The 19,903-nt window shown below is 58.2% G+C and carries 15 protein-coding genes; 2 read left to right on the plus strand and 13 right to left on the minus strand.

Translation table 11 applies throughout. From position 1 onward, the window contains the following. Window positions 1–125 precede the first annotated feature (125 nt). From LDN04_RS16610 to LDN04_RS16650, 9 genes are all read right to left on the minus strand, one after another. Window positions 126–1,091: an SIS domain-containing protein gene (locus LDN04_RS16610; protein WP_223913243.1), complete on the minus strand. Its 966-nt coding sequence runs from the start codon at window positions 1,089–1,091 to the stop codon at window positions 126–128. A gap of 111 nt (window positions 1,092–1,202) precedes the next feature. Continuing rightward, the gene (gene kdsA / locus LDN04_RS16615) at window positions 1,203–2,021 is read right to left on the minus strand and encodes a 3-deoxy-8-phosphooctulonate synthase (RefSeq protein WP_223913245.1); all 819 of its coding nucleotides are present in this window, start codon (window positions 2,019–2,021) and stop codon (window positions 1,203–1,205) included. A gap of 25 nt (window positions 2,022–2,046) precedes the next feature. After that, window positions 2,047–3,651 (minus strand): CTP synthase, encoded by a 1,605-nt coding sequence (locus tag LDN04_RS16620; protein ID WP_223913247.1) that lies wholly within the window; start codon window positions 3,649–3,651, stop codon window positions 2,047–2,049. An 88-nt stretch (window positions 3,652–3,739) separates the two neighbouring features. Further along, window positions 3,740–4,498, minus strand: a complete 759-nt coding sequence (gene kdsB, locus LDN04_RS16625) for a 3-deoxy-manno-octulosonate cytidylyltransferase (RefSeq protein WP_223913249.1) — start codon at window positions 4,496–4,498, stop codon at window positions 3,740–3,742. A gap of 133 nt (window positions 4,499–4,631) precedes the next feature. Next, entirely contained in the window at window positions 4,632–5,528 is an 897-nt protein-coding gene (locus LDN04_RS16630; RefSeq protein WP_223913251.1) for a HEAT repeat domain-containing protein, read from the minus strand. 118 nt (window positions 5,529–5,646) lie between these two features. After that, window positions 5,647–8,277: a methyl-accepting chemotaxis protein gene (locus LDN04_RS16635; protein WP_223913253.1), complete on the minus strand. Its 2,631-nt coding sequence runs from the start codon at window positions 8,275–8,277 to the stop codon at window positions 5,647–5,649. 31 nt (window positions 8,278–8,308) lie between these two features. After that, on the minus strand, window positions 8,309–8,878 hold the full coding sequence (locus LDN04_RS16640; protein WP_223913254.1) for a chemotaxis protein CheW: 570 nt from the start codon (window positions 8,876–8,878) through the stop codon (window positions 8,309–8,311). 92 nt (window positions 8,879–8,970) lie between these two features. Continuing rightward, window positions 8,971–9,399 (minus strand): response regulator, encoded by a 429-nt coding sequence (locus LDN04_RS16645; RefSeq protein ID WP_223913256.1) that lies wholly within the window; start codon window positions 9,397–9,399, stop codon window positions 8,971–8,973. A gap of 350 nt (window positions 9,400–9,749) precedes the next feature. Next, complete coding sequence (locus LDN04_RS16650; RefSeq protein ID WP_374045179.1) at window positions 9,750–11,147, minus strand: sigma-54-dependent transcriptional regulator; 1,398 nt, start codon at window positions 11,145–11,147, stop codon at window positions 9,750–9,752. A gap of 180 nt (window positions 11,148–11,327) precedes the next feature. Between LDN04_RS16650 and LDN04_RS16655 the strand changes: the two genes are divergently transcribed. Next, window positions 11,328–12,443, plus strand: coding sequence for an ABC transporter substrate-binding protein (locus LDN04_RS16655; protein WP_223913260.1), 1,116 nt, complete (start codon window positions 11,328–11,330; stop codon window positions 12,441–12,443). Between the two features lie 4 nt (window positions 12,444–12,447). Further along, window positions 12,448–15,066, plus strand: coding sequence for an ATP-binding protein (locus tag LDN04_RS16660; RefSeq protein WP_223913262.1), 2,619 nt, complete (start codon window positions 12,448–12,450; stop codon window positions 15,064–15,066). Between the two features lie 134 nt (window positions 15,067–15,200). Here LDN04_RS16660 and LDN04_RS16665 read toward each other — a convergent pair whose 3' ends face one another. The 4 genes from LDN04_RS16665 to LDN04_RS16680 all read right to left on the minus strand — a co-directional run bounded on the left by LDN04_RS16665 (window position 15,201) and on the right by LDN04_RS16680 (window position 19,885). Next, on the minus strand, window positions 15,201–15,674 hold the full coding sequence (locus LDN04_RS16665; protein WP_223913264.1) for a cytochrome P460 family protein: 474 nt from the start codon (window positions 15,672–15,674) through the stop codon (window positions 15,201–15,203). Window positions 15,675–15,822: 148 nt separating this feature from the next. Continuing rightward, on the minus strand, window positions 15,823–16,239 hold the full coding sequence (locus LDN04_RS16670; RefSeq protein ID WP_223913265.1) for a hypothetical protein: 417 nt from the start codon (window positions 16,237–16,239) through the stop codon (window positions 15,823–15,825). 141 nt (window positions 16,240–16,380) lie between these two features. Then, on the minus strand, window positions 16,381–16,722 hold the full coding sequence (locus tag LDN04_RS16675) for a P-II family nitrogen regulator (protein ID WP_223913267.1): 342 nt from the start codon (window positions 16,720–16,722) through the stop codon (window positions 16,381–16,383). A 58-nt stretch (window positions 16,723–16,780) separates the two neighbouring features. Further along, window positions 16,781–19,885: an efflux RND transporter permease subunit gene (locus tag LDN04_RS16680; protein WP_223913269.1), complete on the minus strand. Its 3,105-nt coding sequence runs from the start codon at window positions 19,883–19,885 to the stop codon at window positions 16,781–16,783. Between the last annotated feature and the right edge of the window lie 18 nt (window positions 19,886–19,903).

The following is a 19,903-nucleotide window of genomic DNA, read 5'->3' on the forward strand; positions in this document are numbered from 1 at the left end:
AGTGGCGAAACGTGAATTTTTTGTCAGGTCAAGGCGTGCGAGGAGCGGGGAGCGAGGCGTACATGAAAGTACGTTGAGCACGACGCGACGAAGCACAACGCAGAGCTGGCGAAAAAGGCACGTTTCTATGCTATTCCAGCCTTTAGGAGGTCATGCAGATGCACCACCCCCACCGGTCGCGGATCGTTATCCGAATCGAATACGAACAGGGAGGTGATGGAAAACTCCTCCATCCGCTGCAACGCCTTGGCGGCAAGCTCGCTCCGCCTGATCCGCTTGGGATTGCGGCTCATGAGTCGCTCGGCGGGCTGATTGATGATATCAATCCCCTTCTCCAGGGCACGTCGCAGATCGCCGTCGGTGATGACCCCCACAAGGGCGCCGGTGGCATCGGTCACGCCGGCAATTCCCAGCCCCTTGGCGGTAATGACGAAGAGGGCCTCCCGCATGAGGGTATCCGCCGGCACCAGCGGCACGGCGTTGCCGGCATGCATCAGCTCTTCCACGGTCAGGATCAGCTTCTTCCCGAGGGCGCCGCCGGGATGGAAGAGGGCGAAGTCCTCGGCTTTGAACCCACGTTCCAGAAGGAGTGCCACGGCCAGGGCGTCCCCCATGGCAAGGGTGGCGGTGGTAGAGGCGGTGGGAGCCAGCCCAAGGGGGCAGGCCTCCTCCTTCACCGAGATATCGAGGAAGACGTCCCCCGCCTTCGCCAGGGTTGACGCGGCATTGCCGGACATGGAAATGAGGGAGGCTCCGAGGCGCTTGATGACGGGGAGGATGCGGACCACCTCCTCGGTCTCGCCGCTGTTGGAGATGGCGATCACCACGTCACCCTTCATGATCATCCCCAGGTCCCCGTGGATCCCTTCCGCCGGGTGGAGGAAAAAGGCCGGCGTACCGGTAGACGCCATGGTGGAGGCGATCTTCTGGCCGACGAGCCCCGATTTACCCATGCCGGTCACCACGACGCGCCCCTTGGAATCGAGGACCAGTCGCACCGCCCGCTCGAACTCGCCGTTGATGGTCTCGGCCAGGGCAAGGAGTGCCTCTGCCTCGATCCGTATGACTTTTTTCGCTTCTTCGAGAATCATTGAAACCCCGGGAACCGGGATCCGAGATCCGGGAACCGGGATCCGGGAACCAGTAAAAAAAAGCCAAAAGCCTTTCCTGGTCCCGAGTCCCGAGTCCCGAGTCCCGAGCCCCTATTTTACGATGGCGTCGATCGCCTTGAGCTTCTTCAGTAGCAACGGCAGATCATCCAGCTTGATGGAGTTGGGTCCGTCACAGAGCGCCTTCTCCGGGTCTTCGTGGACCTCCATGAAGATGCCATCGATGCCGGTCGCCACCGCGGCCCGGGAGAGGTACTCCACGAACTCCCGTTGACCGCCGGAGGAGCCCCCCTGGCCGCCGGGAAGTTGGACGCTGTGGGTGGCGTCGAACACCACCGGATAGCCCGTTGAGCGCATTATCGGGATGCTCCGCATGTCCGAAACCAGATTGTTGTAGCCAAAAGAGACCCCCCGCTCGGTCAGGATGATCTTGTCGTTGCCGGTGGATGCGGCCTTCCCCACCACATTCGGCATATCCCACGGAGCGAGGAACTGCCCCTTCTTGATGTTGACCACCCGGCCGGTGGCGGCAACGGCCACCACCAGGTCGGTCTGGCGGCAGAGAAAGGCCGGAATCTGGATGACGTCGAGCACCTCGGCGGCAGGGCCGACCTGCTCGATGGAGTGGATGTCGGAAAGGACCGGTACGCCGAGGGCTTCCTTGACCTTGGCAAGGATCGCCAGCCCCTCTTTTATGCCGGGACCGCGATAGGAAGTGACCGAGGTGCGGTTCGCCTTGTCGTAGGAGGCCTTGAAGATGAGAGGGATGGAGACCCCGTTGCAGATGGTCATGAGCCGTTCGGCGGTACGCAGGGTCGTCGCCTCGTTCTCCATGACGCACGGCCCGGCAATGAGCACAAGCGGCCGGTCGCCGCCGATCTTCACATTACCGATGATGATTTCTTTTACCATGGGGACTCCTTATCCTTCACCCGAGTTACTTCTTTTTGTTTGACAGTGCTGCGCCGACGAAGTCACGGAACAGGGGGTGGGGATTGAGGGGACGGGACTTGAATTCCGGGTGGAACTGGCACCCAAGGAACCAGGGGTGATCGGGGATTTCCACCATCTCCACCAGGTCGCCGTCCTTGTAAATGCCCGATAGCACCAGCCCGCAGGCGATCAACCGATCCCGGTAGGCGTTGTTGAATTCGTAGCGGTGACGGTGGCGTTCGGTTATCTCGGTGGCGCCATAGGCCTTCTGGGCGAAAGTCCCCTTGGTGAGGGTGCAGGGGTAGGCACCGAGCCGCATGGTCCCCCCCTTGCGGGAAACCCCCTTCTGCTCTTCCATGAGATGGATCACCGGATGGGCGCAGTCGTGCTTGAACTCGCTGGAAAAGGCATCGTCAAGCTTGCAGACGTTGCGGGCATACTCCACCACCGCCATCTGCATGCCGAGGCAGATGCCGAAGAAGGGAATCTTGCGGGTGCGGGCAAATTCGATCGCCTTGATCTTCCCCTCCGTTCCCCGTTCGCCGAAACCGCCGGGAACCAGGATACCGTCCACATCGTCCAGCAGGCCGTCCACCCCTTCCTTTTCGATCCGTTCCGAATCCAGGTAGGTAAGAACAACCCGACAGTTGTTGCCGATGCCACCGTGGGTGAGGGCCTCGGAGAGGGACTTATACGACTCGGTGAGATTTACGTACTTGCCGACGATGGCGATCCGTACCTCCCCCTTGCCGGGGTTGGTGAGCTTCTCCACGACCGCCTGCCAGGGGGTAAGGTCCGGCGCCTTGGTCCAGATATTGAGCTTCTCCACTACCTGCTCATCGAGCCCTTCCCTGTTGAGGGCAAGGGGAACGGCATAGATGTGCTCGGCGTCGGCCGACGTGATGACGGCCTTCTCCTCAACGTTGCAGAAGAGGGCGATCTTCGCCTTCATGTCCTGGGGAAGTTCCCGCTCGCAACGGCAGATAAGGATGTCGGGCTGGATGCCGATCTCGCGCAGCTCCTTGACCGAGTGCTGGGTCGGCTTGGTCTTCATTTCGCCGGCGGTGCGGATATAGGGAACGAGAGTGACATGGAGGTAGAGAACGTTCCCCACCCCCCGGTCGGCCTTGAACTGGCGGATCGCCTCCAGAAAGGGGAGGGACTCGATGTCGCCGACAGTCCCCCCGATTTCCACGATGGCCACGTCGGCCCCCTTGGCATTGTCGAGGATCTTGGTCTTGATCTCGTCGGTTATATGGGGGATGACCTGTACGGTCCCCCCCAGGTAGTCCCCCCGCCGTTCCTTCTCGATGACCGAAAAATAGACCTGGCCGGTGGTGAAGTTGCTTTTCTTGCTGAGCCGGGCAGTGGTGTAGCGTTCGTAGTGCCCCAGGTCCAGGTCGGTCTCGGCGCCATCGTCGGTGACGAACACCTCGCCGTGCTGGAAGGGGGACATGGTGCCGGGGTCGACGTTGATGTAGGGATCGAGCTTCTGCAGGGTGACCCGCAGTCCCCGTGCCTCGAGAAGCGCCCCGAGGGAAGCGGCCGCGAGCCCCTTGCCGATGGACGAGACCACCCCGCCGGTGATAAAAATAAACTTGGTCTTCACGTATAAACCTCCAAAAATCAGGCAAAGGTAGAGGTAAAGGTAAAGAAAGAGAAACCCGAGAACATTTTCTCTGCCTCTACCTTTACCTCTACCTGTTTCTCAGCTTTTCCAATACCTTGTCCAGATCGCAGGGGGTATCCACACCGATGGACTCGTGCTCGGTGGAGATCACCTTGATCCGGTAACCGTTCTCCAGGACCCGCAGCTGCTCCAGCTTCTCCGCCAGCTCCAGGTAGGTGGGGGACATCTGGGCGTACTGGAGGAGAAACTCCCGCCGGTAGACATAGAGCCCCACATGCTTGTAGCAGAGGAGCTTGCCGGAGGCGAAGGCCTCGTCCTTCAGGTCGTTCCACTTGTCGCGGAAATTGGGAAGGGGGGAACGGGAGAAATAGAGGGCGTAATCCTCCCAGTCGGTGACGACCTTCACCACGTTGGGGCTCAGGAAGTCATGGAGATACTTGATCCTGCTCTTGAGAGTCCCCATGGGAATGCCGGGGTCCTTGGCCAAAGGCTCGATTGCCTCGTCGATCATGGCCGGCTCGATGAGCGGTTCGTCACCCTGGACGTTCACGATGATGTCCGAGTCCAGCCGGGCCGCCACTTCCGCCAACCGATCGGTGCCGGTCTCGTGGTCACGGGAGGTCATCTCCACACGGCCGCCGAACGCACGAACGGCAGAGGCGATACGCTCGTCGTCGGTCGCCACCAGGACCTCAGAAACCAGGCCGGCACGGGCGGTCCGCTCATAGACATGCTGCACCATCGGCTTGCCGACGATATCGGCGAGGGCCTTACCTTCAAAACGGGTCGATGCGTAACGGGCGGGGATCACGGCGGTGATCTTCATGGGACCGGGGGACCTTCCTTCGTGGAGTAGTGTCCCCCATGACAGGCATGTGGCGGGACGTAGTAAGTTACCCCAAAAGGTCGGGACGTGTCAAGGAGGGAAATCCGAATCAGGGACCGACTCGGAGTGCTTGTCAGCCGGAACAACGGCAGGATGACGTCCGGTCAATTCCCGCCAGCCAGTGAAGAAGTGTTACCGCGGCATCCGCCGTTATGCCATCCGCTGCGGAACATTTCATGGCTCCCAGGTTCATGATGACGTGGGAACCGATGTCGACGGCAGACGACCGGAAGTACTCTCCCGGCGACCCGGCCCCTCGCCGGTCCTTGCCAAAACATCCCTTCACCAGTAAAACAATACCCCTGGCGGCCATGGCAACTTGGTCGGCGGACGATCCGTCCAGATCATCCAGCAACGGTGCCAAAGCCTCGGGGTCGCCGATCTTGCCGAGCGCTTCGATCACCGGCTCCGCAAGAAAGGGGTCATGCCGGCGGAGAAGAAGGGGACAGGTCGCCCGCCGGTCCCCTATCTTTCCTAACGCGACAACTGCTGCGTGCTGCAGCCAGAAGTGATCGACAAAAAGCTCCAGAAGCGGCTCCACCGCCCGGGCATCGCCGATTTTGCCGAGCGCCTCGGCTGCGCCGTGCCGGACGTTGACATCCGGATCCCGCAATGCCGAAATCAGGGGATCGACAGCCGTGCGGCTACCGATATCACCGAGCATGACCGTACTGAAATTCCGTACTTCTTCGTTTGCATCTGCAAGAAGCGCAACCAGCCTCGGGACCGCTGCTTCACCAAAGGCCACCAGCACCTCCATGGCGGCATTCCTGATGTCGGCATCGGCATCGTTTCGCACTGCCCGCTCAAGAATCGGCGCGATACGCTCAATCCCTCTGCTGAGGACAAGAGTGACGGCCTGGGGTCTGAACAATGGGTCGGCATTGCTGATGAACAGGAGGAGTGATTCGATTCCCCTCGTTGACCATGGCCCGGCCAAGGGCGTATTCCGGACGCGTATCTCTGGCATTCCGTGCCTTTCCTTACTGCATTGTCACCGTCAGTCCTCCCTCCCCCCCCAAAGAAGATGGCAGGGTGGGGAGGGAGGGAGAACTCTATTGACGTCACATCTAACCGACTAAGTAGAACTACTTGACCTTGAACTCGGCGACCATGCCGGCCAGGTCGACTGCCTGCTGGGACAGGTTCTGGGCCGAACGGGAAAGCTGTTCCACCGAGGCCAGGTTTTCCCGGGAGCTGTCGCTGATGCTTTCCACCGCCTGCACCACCATCTCCCCGCCCTTCTTCTGCTCCGCCGTGGCGTTGGCTACCGTCAGGGTCATGGCGTTCATGCTGTTGATCGCCTCCACGATCTGCCGCGCCGACAGCGCCTGCTCCCGCGTGGCGATGTTCACCTGCTGGGTCACGTTGTTCATGTTCTCCACCGCAATCCGGATCTGCTTGCTCCCCTGGGCCTGCTCCCGGGTCGCTCCCGTTACCTCCTGGGTGACGGTGTTCATCCGCTCCACGGCGATCCGGATCTGCTTCCCACCCTGGGCCTGCTCACGTGCCGCATTGGCCACCTGGGCCGTGGACAGGGTCATCCGCTCCACCGACTTCAGCACCTGCCCGGAGGCGTTGGCCTGTTCACCCGTCATCAGGGATATGTCGGACATGAGGGTGCTTGTCTTTTCAATGCTCTTGACGATGTTTGCCAGGGCGTTCCCCGCCACGCCGGACAGCTCCATGGAGGAACGGGCTTCCTGGGCCGCCAGTTCGCCGTACTTCACCGAGTCCCCGGTGTCGGCCTGGACCTGCTTGATTACCTCGCCGATCTCCTTGGTGGCGTTGACGCTCCGCTCCGCCAGCTTTCTTACCTCTTCCGCGACCACAGCAAAGCCCCGGCCCGCATCCCCCGCCCGCGCCGCCTCGATGGCCGCGTTCAGCGCCAGGAGGTTCGTCTGGTCGGCAATCTCGTTGATCACCTTGACGATGCTGCCGATCTCCTCGGAGCGTTTCCCCAGGTTGGCGATGGAGGCGGCGGTCTTCTCGATGACGTTCCCCACGCGTTCCATGGCCATCAGCGCCTGCTGCACCGCCTCCTGTCCCGCCGAGCCTTCCTTGGCCGCAGCCTTGGCCACATCATCCGCAGCGGTAACGTTCTTGGCCGACTCCCGGATGGAAACGGCCAGCTGTTCGATGATAGCCGCCGTGTCGGTCGCCACCTGCTGCAGTTCCTGGGTGTTCCCCGCCACCTGGTCGATGGAGACGGTCATCTGCTCGATGGTGGAGGAGGTCTCGGATACGGACGACGCCAGCTCTTCGGCGCTCTGGGCCACCCGGTCGATGGAGACCGTCATCTGCTCGATGGTGGCCGAGGTCTCGGCAACCGACGACGCCATCACTTCGGCACTCTTGGATACCTGCTCGCTGGACGCCCCCAGCTCCTGCACCGACGAGGAGACCTCGTCCACGTTGGAGGCCAGGGAATCGGCGTTGGCCGCCACGGTCTGGATGGAGGCCGCCATTTGCACCATGGTGCTGGAGGTCTCATCTGCCGCCGACGACTGGGAATGGGCCGCCTTGGTCAACTGGTTCGAGCCGGCAGATATTTCGTCGGATGCCGACGCCACCTGGCTTGATGAGTCCCGTATCTTGCCGATCATCTCCCTGAGCCTCTCGACCATGGAGTTCAACGCATTGGACAGATCTCCCACCTCATCCTTCGTCCTGACCTCCAATGTCTGGGACAGGTCGCCAGCCGCCACAGCTTGGGCAAAGGCAACCCCCTTGATCATGGGGTTGGCGATGGAACGGGCAATGAATATTGCCAACAATGCAATGATTATTACCGCTACCAGGACGATGACGATAACGATGTTGCGCAGGGTATTGACCGGCGCATAGATTTCATTGGTTCCCTGGGCAACGACATAGCTCCAGCCGAGCCCCTTGTAGTCACCGAACCCCTTGGACGGCTCATAGGCAGCAAGGTAGTTGATCCCTTCGTAGACATACTCCCCTTCACCCTTTTCTCCTTTGACCATCTTCTTGGCCAGCTCCGCCAGCACCGGATTCTGTCCCTTCAGCAAGTCCTCCTTGAAGATCTTCTCCTTTTTGGGGTGGGCAATGACGACACCCTCCCTGTTGACGAGGTAGGCATGACCCGTCAACCCGGCCTTTTCTTCATCTATGATTTTTTCCACGATGCTCCAGCTCATCCGGCTCGTGAGAACCCCGATGACCTGTCCCCCCGCACCCTTGACCGGCGCCGAAAAACTCACGACATTTTCCTTCGCCGTGTCGGAATAGGCAACGTCCTTGATATTGACCTCGCCGTTCATCGCCTTTTTGAACCATTCGTGACTGCTCTGGTTCTGCTGGACGTCCGATCTCGTCAGCAGGCTGGGGTCGTTCGCCGCGACCAGATTCCCCGCCGCATCGAAGAGCATGATGTACTTGTAGACGTCATATCCCTTTTCGATACCGGCAAGCAGTTTCGTTGCCTCCCCATACTCCTTTTTCTGCAGCGCTGCGGAAACGACGGGCAAGGCTGCCCATGCCTTCACATCGTCCTGGCGGTCGTTCATCATGACATCGATGGTACGCATGAGGCCGTCCGCCGTATCGGCGAGCATCTCCTGCCCCATTCCCTGCAGACTTGTCTTTGAACGCTGAAACGATATGGACGAGACCGCAATGAGTGGAACCAGCGACATGGCGAGGAAGAAGAGCAGCAGCTTGCCTTGCAGCCCCTGGAAAAAGGTGCGTTTTTTCATATTGAGTAGTCTCCTTTTTGGGATTGTATATTTACTGGATGTTCAGTTTATCCGTCAGCAACAGCGCCCGGTTCAGGTCGAGGATGATGATCAGTCTCCCTTCCAGCTTGCCGACCCCTTTGATGTAGTTCTGGTCCAGGGTGATCGCCTCTTCCGGTATCTCCTCGATGATCGCCGACGACAGCTTGATCACCTGGGAAACACCGTCAACCAGCATCCCGAGACGCTTCCCGTTCAGCTCGATGACAATGATCCGCTGGGCATCCGTCACCACTCCAACCGGCATCCGGAACCGGCTCCGCAGGTCCACGACCGGGATGATCTTTCCCCGGAGGTTGATCACTCCCCGCACATGTGCTGGCGCACCGGGGACCGGGGTTATGTCCGTGGCCCGGATAATCTCCTGGACGCTGCTGATATCGACCCCGTACTCCTCCCGCCCCAGGCTGAAGGTGACCAGGTGGTGGAGCTTTTCTTCCTGTTGTGCAGTCATGGCCGTGGCAACAGCGTCCAACTCCTCCTGAGCTTTTCCCACGAACTGGGACAGGATATCCTCTGCCAGCCCCGACTGGGGGAGTACCATCTCCTTATTGTCCTGCATGTGCGCCTCCTCTTCCGATATTCTGTATGGGCGATGCTCTATCATAGGTACTCGTCGAGCAGAACAGAACTGCCGATAATTCCCGCTGCGCCTCAGAGCGCCGACGGTGCGGAAAGGGAGGACCCCGCCACCTTAGCCGCCGGGGCAGCGGAACCCGCCATGACTTTACCGATAAGGGCATGGAGGTCGGCTGGCTGGAACGGCTTCTTCACATACCCCCTGGCACCCAGCGACAGGCCCCTCACCGTGTCCTCCTCTTTTCCCTCGGTACTGATGATAATGACCGGGATACGGCGGGGGATACCGAGGGGAGCGGCCTTATGCAGGAATTGAATGCCGTTCATGACCGGCATGTTGATATCGAGCAGGATCAACTGGATGTCGTGCTGCTTCGCCAGAATATCCAGGGCCTCCTGGCCATTCATGGCATCGACAATTTCACATCCATAACCGTTCATAACGAGGCGATACATCTGATGGATAAGCGCCGAATCATCGACGACCAGTATTTTCTTTAACATGACATCCTCCCCCAACAATCTTTGTGTGTGAATGGCATCTTGCCTCTACCCACCGTCGTATCGACGTCTAGATAGAGAGCACTAAGCGTGCCCACGCATTTTCCATGGTTGATATGTTAATGATATCGGTAGGTTGCAGCATCGAAGGGAAGATTTGAAGCACTTTTAAGGGGTGCGACGAATGTTGACGGAATGTCGGCGGTGGGGATAAAGACTACATGATAGTGGGAGGTTACGTCGTGAGCGACGGGAGGTGATGGTGCAACGAATGTCGCACCCCTTTCGGCAGATACTGGTTCATCGGGAGTAACGCCCAGGGAGAGAGCAGTTTCCCCCGGTCGTCCTCCTTTCTATTTTCTGCTGAGCCTCTTGTTCAACGCCTGGCGGGACAATCCGAGACGGGACGCAGCCACCCCCTGGTTGCCATCGGACAATCTGAGGGCCTCGGCAATCAGGAATTCTTCCATCTCGGTCAGGGTGGGAAACCGCCCTGTTACGTTCATCCACGGCTCTAATGAACAGGGTTGGGGAAGAACCGTGTCCGACGCCGAAGCCTCCTTGCCGATAACCTCCCGGAAGGAACCGGTGGACAGCACCCCCCCCTGGTGCCGCGCCATGGCGTCAAAGACCATGGCACGCAGCTCGCGCACATTCCCCGGAAACGAGTAGGCCCGAAGGTAGTTGACCAGTTCGGGAGGGTAGGCCGGCTTCTTTTTCTGCAGTGAGGAGGCGGCAACCTCCAGGAAAGACTCGAGGAGGAGAGGGATGTCCTCGGACCTTTCCCGCAGGGGAGGGATATGTACATGGTGGGCACGGAGGCGGTAGTAAAGATCCTTCCTGAATTGACCTTCCGCAACGAGACCGTTCAAATCGCTGTTCGTGGCCACGATTATCCGTGCCCTGCTGCGCACCGCAACGTCGGAACCAAGGGGATGGTACTCCCCTTCCAGCAGCCGGAGGAGCTTTACCTGGGACGCAGGGGTCAGGTCTCCGACCTCGTCGAGGAACAGGGTGCCGCCGCCGGCCCGGGCAACCATCCCTTCCCGCGCCTGGTCAGCCCCGGTAAACGCCCCCTTTCGGTGGCCGAAAAGGGCATCGGAAAACATGTGATCGTCGAGGCCGGCACCGTTTACCGCAACCCACTCCCCGGTGCGCCGGCTCAAGCCATGGAGTGCCCGCGCTATCAGCTCCTTCCCCACCCCCGTTTCACCGGTGATGAGAACCGGCTGGTCCGAAGGGGCGATTCCCTCCATGTAGCCGAAGATCGCCTTCATCCTGGCGCTTTGCGTAGTGATAGCGGCAAAGGCGGCTTCGTCGTGCAGCTTCCCCGAAACGAGGTACTCCCGCAATGAAGATATCTCGCGCCGCAGGGAGTATATTTCCAGCCCCTTCCTGACACAGGCGACGAACCGGCTGTTTTCGATCGGTTTCACCAGGTAGTCGAAGGCGCCCGTTTTCATGCAATTGACGGCCGTTTCCAGTTCGTTGGCGGCGGTCATGATGATGACCGGCAGATGGGGGTAATTGCCGGCAATCTCCGCGAGCAGGTCCTTGCCGGACAGATAGGGCATCTGCAGGTCGAGCACGACCACCCCGACTTCCTGTTCCGCGAGGAACGGGAGGAGTTTGCGGCTGTCCTCCATGGTCAGGACATTGCCCAACCCCGCCTGCCGCAGCATCACGCTGGAGCTGAAAAGAATTTCCGGCTCATCGTCCACCAGCACGATACCCGGTGAAGAATTCTTCATTTCCATTCGGCTGCTCCTCTGTTATGGTACGGATTTTGAAGACCAATTGCGACACATGATACCACAAGCAACTGGCAAAGAAAAAGGTCATAGGTGATCTCAAGGAGAAAACCGGGCCATGAGAATTCAATTTTCGGAGTCCGCCGCCGCGTTTCCAGGATCTATGGACGGGAGGAAGCTATGAAATCTCCGCTGAAAGGAACCGTCTGCCTGGTCATTCTGGGAGCGGCGATGCTCCTCGCAGCCTGTCAAAAGGAACCGGTCAGGCTGGGGTTTGTCGGCGGTATCACCGGAAGGAGTGCCGACCTCGGGGTGGCGGGCCGAAATGGCGCCATGCTGGCCGTCGAACAGAAAAACGCCGCGGGGGGGATCAACGGGCACCTCGTCGAGCTCCTCATCCGTGACGACGGACAGAGCCCCGACGCCGCCCGACGGGTTGTTGCGGAACTCATCGGCCGGGACGTCGAGATCATCATCGGCCCGATGACTAGCAGCATTGCCATGGCAACCGTCCCGCTCGTCAACTCCTCGAAAACCGTCATGCTGAGTCCCACGGTGACGACAACCGATCTGGCCGGCAAGGACGACAACTTTCTCCGTGTCATCGCCACTACCAGAGACTACGCCAGCAAAAGCGCCCGCTACCAGGCGGAAAAATTGGGGCACCGTACGGTTGCGGCGATATACGACCTGGACAACCGTTCCTATACGGAAAGCTGGATCAACGACTTCCGCACCACACTCGAGTCGCTGGGGGGGCGGATGGCAGCGGTGAAAAGCTTCCGGTCGGGGGATGACACTGTCTTTTCCGAGGAGGCCAAAGGGCTCCTTTCGTCCCGGCCCGATGTGGTGCTGGTCGTCTGCAACGCCGTCGATGCCGCCATGATCTGCCAGCAGGTGCGCAAACTGAAACCATCGCAGCCGATTGTCATGGCGGAATGGGCCTCGACCCAACGTTTGATCGAACTGGCGGGGGCAGCTGTGGAGAGTGTCCATGTGGCCCAATATCTTGACCACAATGATCATTCCGAACGTTATCAGAACTTCCGCAGGGCCTACCAGGAACGTTTCGGCCAGGAGCCTGGTTATGCCGGCATAGCAGGTTACGATAGCGCCACGGTGGCACTTGCAGCCCTTGCACGCCGAAAGGCCGGGACGTCGATCAAGGAGGCGATCCTTGCCATCCGCACGTTCCAGGGCGTGCAGCAGACCATCACCATCGACCGGTTCGGCGATGCGGATCGTAGAACCTTCATCACCACGATCCGCAACGGACAGTATGTGACCAAGGAGTGACCGCATGACCATGCGCCCCTTGCGCAAGATACTCTCAATCCAGTCTACCCTGGTGGCCGTTGTTCCCTTTCTCATCGTGGCTGTCCTGGGCTTTTTCTGGCTTCTTCCCCAGATCAGCGTGGAGATCGAAATCCGGCAGCGTGAGCTCGCCAGCGCCATCGCCAGCCAGGTGGAAAGCTACCTGGCAGCGTCCCGGGCCGCCGTCGAAGGGGTGGCGGCCATTCATATGGACAAGGACCTGACGTGGCATGATGTCCGTCACGTGCTCGATGCCCAGATCGGCGCATCCCCCTCACTCCAGGCACTCTACGTCGTCGGACCGGGCGGCCGGGTCATGGCAGCCTCCGTTCCGGCAGGACAGAGAAGACATCGCCAGGATATGGAAGGGCTCGACCTCTCCCGCTCCCCCCTGTTCGACGACGTCAAGCGCCAACACCGGCCGGTCTGGTCGAACACCTTCCTGTCCGTCGTAGGGGGAGGGGTATCGGTCGCCCTTGCTGCGCCGTCGGACCGGCTGACCGTCGTCGGCGAGGTCGGCCTCGACCAGTTGACGGAAGTTCTCAAACGCACCGCCACGAGGGAAGGGCAGCTCATCTTCGTCATCGACCGCCGCGGACAGGTCATCGCCGACCAGGATGGCCGCTATACGGCCCAGCAGTTGAATATCCGCAATATTCCCCTCGTCAGGGAGGGGTTGGCTTCGCCGACACCGTTGACCGGACGCTTCAGGTTCAACGACCGCGACATGATCGGCAGCATCATCGAATCCCCCTCCATCAAATGGGACGTACTGGTGGCCCAACCGACGAAGGCCGCGTACCGTTCGGTGGTTACCACCACCAGGATTGTCGGGGCGGGATTGCTCATCTCCTTGCTGCTCGGAACAACCGCTGCCCTGATCATGGCCCGACAACTTTCGCTCCGGTTCAACAAACTGGCAACCTACGCCCACCATATCGCCATCGACGAGGATTCCCCCGCAAAGCCAGCGGTAAACATTGCCGAGTTCGAGCAACTGGCCGACGACCTTCGCCAGATGGCAGAAGCCATCCACACGCGGGAACGGCAGCTCCGTACCAGTGAGCGCCTCCTCCAATCGGTCATGGACAATACCTTCGAGTACCAAGGGCTGCTCTCCCCCGAGGGGATACTGGTCAAAGCCAATCCGGCGGCACTGAACCTCATCAGGACAACGAAGGAATCGGTCGTCGGTCGCTATTTCTGGGAGACCCCCTGGTGGAACCACGATCGGGCGTTGCAGGAAAGAATACGCGAAGCGGTCGCCAGGGCTTCAGTCGGGGAGTTCAGCCGTTTCGAGGCGACCCATCCGGATGGGTACGGCAACCTGCATTATATCGACTTTTCCCTGACCCCCATGAAGGACGATACCGGGAATGTCATCTACCTGATTCCCGAGGGGCACGACATCACCGAACAAAGGAAGACGGAGACCGCCCTCAGGGAAAGCGAGGGGCGGTTCCGGCAGTTGTTTGTACAGAACGACGATGCACTCTTCCTCATCAGGACGGAAAATTCCGAGGTCATCGACGTCAACCCCATGGCCCTGGAGCTTTACGGCATCACCAGGGAAGAGATCGTCGGCCGGACATTTCTCTCGATCATTGCCCCCGGCGATTTCCAGACGTTTGTCGAGTCCGGCGCCATCAGCGATACCGCGCCGGTGTTCCAGATTGAACGGGCTGCGAGCTTCAGCAGGAGCAAGGGGGATATCACCGTTTCCCTGCGGGGGAAAATTCTCACCCTCGAAGACGAATGCATCGTCTACTGCTCAGTCCGGGACATGACCGAAAAGTTCCACCTCATGGAAGAAGTCCGGGCGAGCCAGGCAAAACTGATTCAGGCCGACAAGATGACCTCGCTCGGTCTCCTCGTTTCCAGCGTCGCCCACGAAATCAACAACCCGAACACATACATTTCCGCCAATGCCACCATGCTGGCACAGTCATGGCGAGATGCGTCCCCCATTCTGCTCGACCACCGCAAGGAACATGGCGAATTCTCCCTGGGCGGGCTCCCCTCCGCGGAAATGGAAACCCTCGTACCACGGCTTTTCAACGGCATCATCGACGGTTCACGCAGGATCACCGAAATTGTCAACAACATGCGGGAGTTCGTCAAGACGGAAAAGGGGGGGCGTCAGGGCATCATAGACATCAACCGGATGATCCAGGCCGCCACATCCATCCTCTGGCATCACATTCACAAACATACCGACCATTTCCAGATGGAGCTGCAGCCTGAGGTACCTCCCGTCAGGGGAAGCGGGCAACAGATCGAGCAGGTGATCATCAACCTGGTCATGAATGCGCTCCAGTCCCTGCCGGACAAGACGCGGCAGGTGTGGGTGGCGAGCCTGTCGGACCAGGCGACCGGACAGGTGGTGATAACGGTGCGGGACGCGGGAAAAGGGATGAACAGCGGTGAACTGGAGCAGCTCAAGGAACCATTCTTCACGACCAAGGCGGAAGAAGGGGGAACGGGGCTGGGTCTGTACATATCGGACTCCATCATCAGGGAACATGGCGGCACCATTGAGTTCCAGTCCGAGCCGGGCGGGGGAACGACCGCAACTGTTCGCCTGCCGGCGGCCAGCAAGGAATAAAGCCCAGGGGGTGGAACGGAGAAACATCGGCAGACACCAAACAATAGTGCAACGGATGAGCTCTCCGCCATAAAAAAAGGCCCCGTGGCATCACGGGGCCTTTCCTGTCTCAAAGAGTGGACGTCACTCCCTCCCTACTTGAACTCCGCATACTTCGAAATGACCAGATCAGTATCCTTGGCCATCTTCAGGTGACATTCGTAGCAGTTCTTCACCGGGTCCACGCCGGAAGGCTTGCCGTCGGGATTGAAACCGGCAAAGAGCCAGCCGCCGGTCTCTTTTTGCGTCTTGTCCTTGCGCATGAGAACGACCATGTTCTTTTTCCCGGCAGTCGGCTTGCCCCCCACATCCTTGATAGCGAAGTACTCTATCACGAACTGGCTCCCCTCCGGGTACTTGCCACCCGCCTTGAAGACGGGCATCGCCTTCTTGTCCACGTAGGTGTAGTGAATGCCGTAGAACAGGGAATTCTTGTCGGTGATAATCTGCTGTTTGCTTTTCTCCCACTTTGCGTACCCCTTGGGGAGCGGCACCTTCCCCGCGGCAAGGGCGGTGGCGGCAATCGCCGTCACGGCAAAGACCGTCAACAGTGTAGCAATTTTCTTCATCTTCGTTCTCCTTAACGGGTAAATAGTCCGGTCAGATTAGACGAATCCGGCTGGTTTGTCACGGGAAAGATGGGCAGGCCGGCAGCAGTGGGGGAAGTCCGCCACCGTGGTCCGTCCATTCCTCATCAGGTTATCTCCGGCCACTTGCTCAGCGCCTTTTCAAACTATCTTTCCATGACTTCCGCAGGGAGAGACGGTTCAAGTTATTCTTGACAAGAAATTTATGGATCGACTGGCGGCTCAGAGATATCCCTTCGCGCCGGAGAGAATCCGCAAGCTTTTTTGTCCCCCATTCAGGGCACCGCGCCACGAGAGCCAAAATTTTCTCCGGCACTCCAAGTGCGACTGCTTTAGAGATAAAGTTCCTGGCTTTCGCTGCCATTAACGGTTTACTTTTCGAATGAAACGAAGAACGTATCTCTGCTTTTTTCGGAGGAACTACAACACTGCCAAGGATCTCGGCAAATTCAGCTATGGTTAGTCGCCTTACCACCGAAGACCTTTCGTCAGCACTCCTCAACGAATCCACTATGTATCCTCCTTTTCTCCGCGCCTGTCGATTCAAGACCTGGCGTAACCGCTTTACCATTTCAGTAAAGTTAGTCACACCCTAAGATCAAGTCGCTGTCTATGGGAGTTCTCCCCGCACTGATCTTTTCTTTACGAATTTCCAAAGACTGTCCAACGCCGCTCTCTGAGCGTACGGCTAAAGCGCATCCCGTCCTCGTTCATTTGTTCGTATCTTTACTATTTCATCAACAGTTGACACAAATATCTTCCCATCACCGATATTGCCGGTATGAGCATATTTTTGTATTACGTTGACGACTTCATCGACCATTTCATCATCTACAACAACCTCTAATTGTATGCGTGGAATAAGTTCAACCATTTCATAAACGACCCTATCTTTTGCGCTTTTTGCCCTACCTTTGCCGAAGCCTCTTATTTCGGATACAGTCACCCCCGGCAACCCTTCAATTTCGTGAAGCTCCTCGGTTACTTCCAATAATTTCGACGGCCTTATTATTGCCTTTATCTCTTTCATAAATTTCTCCCTTGCATGGCCTTGTAATAGGTTGAATACTCTCAAAGGGCAGATTCAATTACATTTCTGCCTCGGCTCCTCTCTTTTCAAACCAACTGTACACAGACGGAATAATCAGCAGTGTCAGCAGGGTTGACGTAACCAATCCTCCCACGACAACGGTTGCAAGCGGTTTCTGGATTTCAGAGCCGGTGCCGCTGGCCAGCAGCATCGGCATCAGGCTGAAGATCGCGATGGATGCGGTCATCAGCACCGGTCTCAACCGGTCAAGGCTCCCCTTCCTGATCGCTTCCTGCAAGCCGAGTCCTTCATCACGCAGTTGCGAGATACGTGACACCAGCACAAGCCCGTTCAGGACAGCAACGCCGAAGAGAACGACAAACCCTACGGAAGCCGGCACTGACAGATATTGCCCGGATATGAAGAGCGCTAAGACTCCACCGATCAAGGCGAAGGGGAGATTGGAAATGACCAGCAGGGCCAGGCGGATCGATCGAAAGGTGACGTACAACAGCAACAGTATCAAGCCAATGGCCACCGGCCCGATGATCATCAGCTTCTTCATGGCCCGCTGCTGATTCTCGAACTGACCGCCCCAGGTAAGATAATAGCCGGCGGGCAGTTTGACCTGCGACCTGATCTTCTGCTTCGCCTCGGCGACAAAACTTCCCATATCCCTGCCGGTTATGTTCATCTCGATTCCGATCCTTCTCACACCGTCCTGGCGGCTGATCTGGGCCGGTCCTTCGATCATTTTCACTTCCGCAAGCTGTTCGAGCGGAACATTTATCCCGGTTTTTGTGGTGATCAGCAGATTCCTGATCGCTTCCAGAGAATTCCTTTTTTCTTCCGGCAGGCGAACCGTTATATCGAAGCTGCGGTTTTCTTCGTACAGCTGCGATGCAGCTTTGCCGGCAACGGCTATTTCAATTACTTTCTGCACGTCGCTGATATTCAGGCCATACCGGGCAATTTTCGACCGGTCGATGTTGACGGTCAGGTATGGCTGCCCCGTAATCTTTTCTGCGCTCAGATCAGTCCCACCCTTTACCGTGGAGAGAACCTTGGCTATTTCGGCCGATTTTTCACTGAGGACGTTGATATCTTCACCAAACAGCTTGAGAATCAGCTGCGCCCGGGTACCGGCAACCAGCTCGTCAATGCGACACTGAATCGGCTGGCTGAATCCGAAGGTAATCCCTGCAACCGACTCAAGAGACGTGCGCATCTCGTTGGTCAGCTCTTCCTTGGAGATATCCCGTTTCCATTCACTCTTTGGTTTGAATATCCCCACATAGCCGGTCTTGTCAGAGCCTCTGGTATCCAGGGCAACACCGGTCTGCCCGGTCCGTCCCACGATAGTATCCAGTTCGGGAAACTGCTTCAGCTTTGCCGCGGCACGCTGGTTTACTTCCATGGCCTTGGCAAGGGAAACACCGGGAAGCATGGAGACATCCATGTCAAAGGAGCCTTCATCCATGATCGGAATGAATTCCGTTCCAAGCCGAGTTACCAGAAAGAGCGAGGCAACCAGGAGAACTCCCGCAACACTCAACACCACGCGCTTCTTGTTCATTGCATAGTCGAGAAGCGGCAGATACAGCCTGCTTGCATGCCGCATGATGAAGCTCTCTTTTTCAGGGTGAGGTTTCAGAAACAGGATGCAGAGCACCGGGATAACGAATATGGAAAGGAATAGTGACGCAAGCAGCGCAATCGCCACTGTTATGGCCAGCGGCCCGAACATCTTCCCTTCGATCCCTTCCAGGGAAAGAATGGGGATAAAGGTGAGGGCGATGATAAGTTCGCCGAAGATGCTCGGTTTCCTGACTTCCATGACTGCTTTCAGGACAGTCAACAATTTGGGATGGCGCCCCCCCTCTTCGCTCAGGTGGCGCTGGACGTTTTCCACCTGGATGATGGTCGTGTCGATGATCATGCCGATGGAGATGGCCAGGCCGCCGAGTGACATGAGGTTTGCGGTGATACCCGTGAGTTTCATCACGATGAATGTGGCCAAGAGCGACAGTGGCAACGCGATGAGGACCACGATACTTCCCCGGATACTGTTCAAGAGCAGATATAGCACGATCAGCACCAGGATGGAGCCTTCCAGCAGGGCCTTGTTGACCGTATTGACGCTCGCCTTCACAATGTCGCTTCGGTCGTAATAGGGAACGAGCTTGATCCCTTCGGGAAGCACATTGTTCTCATTCATTTCCTTGACTTTTCCCTCGACGCGGCGCACCACGTCACGGCTGTTTTCGCCCCGCAGCATCATGACGATACCGCCGACACATTCATCCTTGCCGTCTTTCATGGCGGCGCCCATCCGTACCGCCTCGCCGACCTTCACCTGCGCCACGTCCCGGATATAGGTCGGCGTACCTTTTGACGATCTCAGGACAATGTTTTCTATGTCGCTGACATCCTTAATCAACCCGACCCCGCGGACGATATACTGATCCGTGCCCCGTTCCAGGAGGTTGCCGCCAACGTTTTCGTTGTTGCTGCCGATGGCGGAATAGACATCGTCCACAGTTATGGCGTATTTCAGCAGTTTCTCCGGTGACACGAGCACCTGGTACTGCTTGAAGTACCCACCAAAGGAGTTTATCTCGTTCACTCCGGCGACACTTTTCAACTGGGGAGTAACGATCCACTCCTGAATGGTTCGAAGGTTGGTCAGGTAGGCAATCTTCTGCTGCGGGTCATCGGGCATCTTTCCTTCGAGGGTGTACTGGTAGATCTCCCCCATGGCGGTGCCGATCGGCCCCATGGCGACCTCGACCCCCTTGGGGACCTTCTCCCGTACTTCCGCCAAGCGCTCGAACACCAGCTGCCGGGCAAAATAGATATCGACGTTATCCTTGAATACAATGGTGACTATGGACAGGCCAAACTTCGTAACCGATCGCATCTGTTCGATATCGGGCAGGCCGCGCATGGCCATCTCGATGGGATAGGTCACGTTCCGCTCGATCTCCAGTGCCGATAGGCCATCGGCATGACTTACCACTTCGACCTGAATGTTCGTAACATCCGGGAAAGCGTCTATCGGCAAGCGCAGATATGAGTACGCTCCGAATGCAATGATCAGCAGCGAAAGGAATATGACCATCCCTTTCTGCCGTAACGTATAGGCAATCAGCTTTTCTAGCATGAATAGGTATCTCCTGTT

It is taken from the genome of Geobacter sp. AOG1 (assembly GCF_019972315.1).
Taxonomy (GTDB): Bacteria; Desulfobacterota; Desulfuromonadia; order Geobacterales; family Geobacteraceae; genus Geomobilimonas.

Bases quoted from the DNA above. Each gene is read 5' to 3' on its own strand.
- LDN04_RS16610 (WP_223913243.1), bottom strand. From the start codon at position 1,091: ATGATTCTCGAAGAAGCGAAAAAAGTCATACGGATCGAGGCAGAGGCA.
- kdsA (WP_223913245.1), bottom strand. From the start codon at position 2,021: ATGGTAAAAGAAATCATCATCGGTAATGTGAAGATCGGCGGCGACCGG.
- kdsB (WP_223913249.1), bottom strand. From the start codon at position 4,498: ATGAAGATCACCGCCGTGATCCCCGCCCGTTACGCATCGACCCGTTTT.
- LDN04_RS16630 (WP_223913251.1), bottom strand. From the start codon at position 5,528: ATGCCAGAGATACGCGTCCGGAATACGCCCTTGGCCGGGCCATGGTCA.
- LDN04_RS16635 (WP_223913253.1), bottom strand. From the start codon at position 8,277: ATGAAAAAACGCACCTTTTTCCAGGGGCTGCAAGGCAAGCTGCTGCTC.
- LDN04_RS16640 (WP_223913254.1), bottom strand. From the start codon at position 8,878: ATGCAGGACAATAAGGAGATGGTACTCCCCCAGTCGGGGCTGGCAGAG.
- LDN04_RS16645 (WP_223913256.1), bottom strand. From the start codon at position 9,399: ATGTTAAAGAAAATACTGGTCGTCGATGATTCGGCGCTTATCCATCAG.
- LDN04_RS16650 (WP_374045179.1), bottom strand. From the start codon at position 11,147: ATGAAGAATTCTTCACCGGGTATCGTGCTGGTGGACGATGAGCCGGAA.
- LDN04_RS16655 (WP_223913260.1), top strand. From the start codon at position 11,328: ATGAAATCTCCGCTGAAAGGAACCGTCTGCCTGGTCATTCTGGGAGCG.
- LDN04_RS16660 (WP_223913262.1), top strand. From the start codon at position 12,448: ATGACCATGCGCCCCTTGCGCAAGATACTCTCAATCCAGTCTACCCTG.
- LDN04_RS16665 (WP_223913264.1), bottom strand. From the start codon at position 15,674: ATGAAGAAAATTGCTACACTGTTGACGGTCTTTGCCGTGACGGCGATT.
- LDN04_RS16675 (WP_223913267.1), bottom strand. From the start codon at position 16,722: ATGAAAGAGATAAAGGCAATAATAAGGCCGTCGAAATTATTGGAAGTA.
- LDN04_RS16680 (WP_223913269.1), bottom strand. From the start codon at position 19,885: ATGCTAGAAAAGCTGATTGCCTATACGTTACGGCAGAAAGGGATGGTC.